General features: G+C 56.9%; 4 protein-coding genes. 3 read left to right on the plus strand and 1 reads right to left on the minus strand.

The window, feature by feature from the left end:
* Positions 1-923 precede the first annotated feature (923 nt).
* Together G3480_RS25515 and G3480_RS25520 are read left to right on the plus strand one after the other, a co-directional pair.
* Positions 924-1,172 carry a hypothetical protein gene (locus G3480_RS25515; RefSeq protein WP_164657020.1) on the plus strand — a complete coding sequence of 83 codons (249 nt, stop codon included), beginning with the start codon at positions 924-926 and terminating at the stop codon, positions 1,170-1,172.
* A complete protein-coding gene (locus G3480_RS25520; RefSeq protein WP_164657021.1) occupies positions 1,165-1,632 on the plus strand; it encodes a hypothetical protein in 468 nt (155 codons plus the stop codon). Before G3480_RS25515 ends, G3480_RS25520 begins: the two co-directional genes overlap by 8 nt.
* On the opposite strand, the gene G3480_RS25525 is transcribed toward G3480_RS25520, so the two are convergent.
* The gene (locus G3480_RS25525; protein WP_164657022.1) at positions 1,584-2,327 is read right to left on the minus strand and encodes a hypothetical protein; all 744 of its coding nucleotides are present in this window, start codon (positions 2,325-2,327) and stop codon (positions 1,584-1,586) included. The two genes, G3480_RS25520 and G3480_RS25525, sit on opposite strands and share 49 nt — an antisense overlap.
* A gap of 501 nt (positions 2,328-2,828) precedes the next feature.
* Here G3480_RS25525 and G3480_RS29635 point away from each other — a divergent pair.
* Positions 2,829-3,125, plus strand: coding sequence for a KilA-N domain-containing protein (locus tag G3480_RS29635; RefSeq protein WP_164657023.1), 297 nt, complete (start codon positions 2,829-2,831; stop codon positions 3,123-3,125).
* Positions 3,126-3,475: the final 350 nt, after the last annotated feature.

Below are 3,475 nucleotides of genomic sequence, written 5' to 3' on the forward strand. Positions count from 1 at the left end.
GCCAGCTCGGGACTTTTCTTTGCGTCTCACCCAAAATAGGTCGCGACGCTCTCCCTAAATCAGCGCGGGACGTAACAGCCGACTACGACATGGCAAAGGCACGGGCGAGCCTGGGCGATGCGCTGGACCGGATCGCGCCTTTCACCCAGCACGTGGCATGATGCGGTACAAGTTGCCCGCAGTAACCAACGAGACGGGCAATCTGGCGGGGGAAACGATGGGAGCGGCGGCGGATTTCGTGTGGTCGCTCGACACGTGGGACGCGCGGTGCATGCTGAGACCCTGCGGATCCTGCATGACGCACTGACGGGCACCCTGGGGGGCGCGGACTCGCGCCAAGTCTTCCCGAACGGCAAGGGTCGGGGGACCGGTCAACCCAACACGGCCGAGATTGGGTGGTGGCGTGTTATGTCGAGTCGCGGCGGCGAGCTTATGGAGGACAGCGGGGCGCGCTGTCCTCGGCCAAGCGGGGCGCGGCGGACGTGTTCGATGGGGAAGGCGCGGGCGTGGAGGATGCGGAAAGCGCGATCAAGACCGCGTGGACCAAGCACGGGGGGACCTTCGCTCACCACACGGACGCCATGATCTCGGGGTTGTTGGTCCCCTGGGAGTCGGGGGAGTCATCGCCGATTTGTCCCCCTGACGGTCGGCACGAGCACGAATAGTCTTGCTCCATCGTAAACAAAACCGATGGAGTCCGAGCAATGCAAATAGTTGAGCAACCCCGCGAAACCGGGCGAGCCACTCCCCGCCTATCCCTCCCGCTCGCTCAACGGGCGAGGCACTCCTCGTCCGAATATTGCGCGCTTCATGGATCGGGCGAACGACCTTGCACAAGATGGGGAAAACGGGGCCGGGCCGGAATACTTCATGGTCGGGTCACGTCGACGGATCCCACTCGGGGCACTGCCCAAGGGTGCCGCATGCGTATCAACGACACGGCAAGATCCCAAGCAGAGCAAGTGACGGTGATCCAGTTTCTACGTCAGCAGGGGCGCGATCCGTTCGCGATCCAGGCGGACGACCGCCCGCTCCGCGCCTTAATGGAAGAGGCCGTGGACACGAAAGCCCGCGAGCTGGGCCTGACCCCGGTGAGGACCGGCCGCGTGGTCTGGAGCGAGGAGCATAACGCCCTGGCGGAAGCCGTGGACTGGGGAGCCGACGATGTTTGACGCGACCCTTGATATCCCAAACCTCGCCGACGTTGATGTCTCCAGTTGGCGGGAGGTGGCCATGTTTGACGGCAACACCGAAACCGCCACGGAGCCGCTACGGCTCGACATCACCATATTCCCGGACAGGCACGCCAAGACCAAGCGACAGCGCAACGTCGCTTGGTCCGAGGTGGGCGAAATCATCGCCAGCGAGCCTGCGAAGCGCGACAAGGGACAGTGCCCTGCCATCAAGCTCATGACGTTTGGGGATGCGACCTCAGATGCCGGCTGTCTGCGCACCAACGACAACGCGCTCCAGATCAGTGGGCGCGAAGGCGACTACGACTATAACGATGACGACGCCGTCGAGTTGGTCACGCACGAGGAGGGTATCTCGCGCCTCGACGCGGCGGGAGTCCGAGGGCTGGTCTACACCACATGGAGCCACACAAGCCATGCACTCGGATCGTTCTTCTGATATCCGCCCTCCTCTCGCGCTTCCACCAAGCCCTCTGCTTTCAGAACCGCAAGCAAGAAGCCTGGCGTATTGGCAGACTTCCCTTGGCAGACACCAGCCCGCTTCAGGTACCCGGCAGTGACCGGTTTGTCTGTGTCTAAAGCCGACTCGAAGGTCTTCCATAACACCCATTCCTTGTTAAACAATCCTCCTCCATCGTTCGCCCAAATCCGAAGCTGTAACTCGTCATTCGGGCTGAGACCAACGTGATACGTCAACGTCGATGCTCCACTCAGCGACGGACATTCAGCGGTTTTGAACACAGGTTCTTGCTTGGGTTTTCGTGCCATGGTGTCTCTCCTATGTTTAGGATCGAGGTGTTCCTCGAGTGCGCTGCGGTAATGCGATGGTAACCAGGGTTGAATCGGAACGACGAAGACAATGCCGAACTGGTTGTTGGCTAAGAAGATCACTTCATAGAAGCCATGAACCTTCATGACGCCTTCCCATGGCACGTCCAATAACGTCCAGTCGTCCCAGAGATCAATGAGGGGTTTGTCGATAGCACCGTCATCAATCAGGACGACCCAACCGTCAGCATCAGGGTCGGAACCCTCAAAGGTGGTGAGGCTGTTGACGAGTTCAATCAGTTGTGGTTTGGCAGGGTGATCACAGGGGAAAGACTTCAGGTCCTTTGGAGATTTGAACGAGCGCATGGATTCCTCCTTAAAGAAGACTTAATAGGACTGATTGGAAATGCCAGTGATGGCGTAGGGAAAACGGTCTTTAGAGAGGGGGGAGCGAGCGGGGGGTGTTAATCGAGCTAGACGGCTTTAGTCACAATCCAGTTCATCAACAGAGCAGGAAGAAGCGAGCAGAAATCGCTCTAGATGACTTTGAACACAATCCAGATCATCAACGCAATGGTGATGAAGGATGACAAGAATATGATGAACTGACGCAGAGCTAAGAAGGCGAGCACAACGATGGCGATGCGGAATACTGGATGCACAGAAACTCCTCTGGTTTCGAATAAGATGGATCAAGGATCGTAGGCACAAAAAACCCGCCGAAGCGGGTATCTGTTGATGTAGTCTAAATTCGAGGTTCTTGCGGATAGACTCTGATCGTCTCAGTTTATTAGTCAATGATTGCTTCAGACTTAACGATCTTCATAAGGCAGCTGGAGGGGAGATCGTCATAAACCAAGACGATGAATTGATCTTCAGAGTAATGAAGGGCTCCTTGAAGAGATTTATCAAGAGAATTGCACTAGCGGAATTCCGTCATCACTTCCGGCACAACCGCTTGTAACAATAAATGGAGGAAATGAAAGAGGTACTTATGCCACTAAGAAACTTGTTTACGCTTATGCCACATGGATAAGCGCAAAGTTCTTCAGTCATGTTCTAGATGTTTTTGATGTTATTTGTGTGTTTAGATCGCAGCGAAATCGTAGGATCAAAAGCATCAGGCACAAAAAAACCGCCCTTGGTCATCAGTTGGGTCGGTAGGGGTGAGGGTGGACGAGCGAGAGCAAAGTCCACCGAATCCCGCGTCGGCTTGGCGCACAGAGCGTGCAATGGGAGACCCGGGTGACCTGGCAATGGTTGCCGACTGTGAGAGAATTGCGCAAGCGGGAAGCTCTCCCGAGTAAGGCTTAGTCAGCCGCTCGGAAGTGTCATGATCGGACGGCGCAAGCCGGACGGTCAGATAAATGAGTGACACGAGGTGAAGGGTGTGGCCCTGAATCCGACACAGAGCCCCGAGAAACATCAATTTTGGGTGAGAGCCGATCCTGTCAGGTCGGGCGCAGGCCAAGCGGGCGGTGCGTTATAGACGAGCATCAACCGTCCCCCCGGGG

This window comes from Thiorhodococcus mannitoliphagus, from assembly GCF_010915725.1.
In the GTDB taxonomy this organism is placed as follows: Bacteria; Pseudomonadota; Gammaproteobacteria; order Chromatiales; family Chromatiaceae; genus Thiorhodococcus; species Thiorhodococcus mannitoliphagus.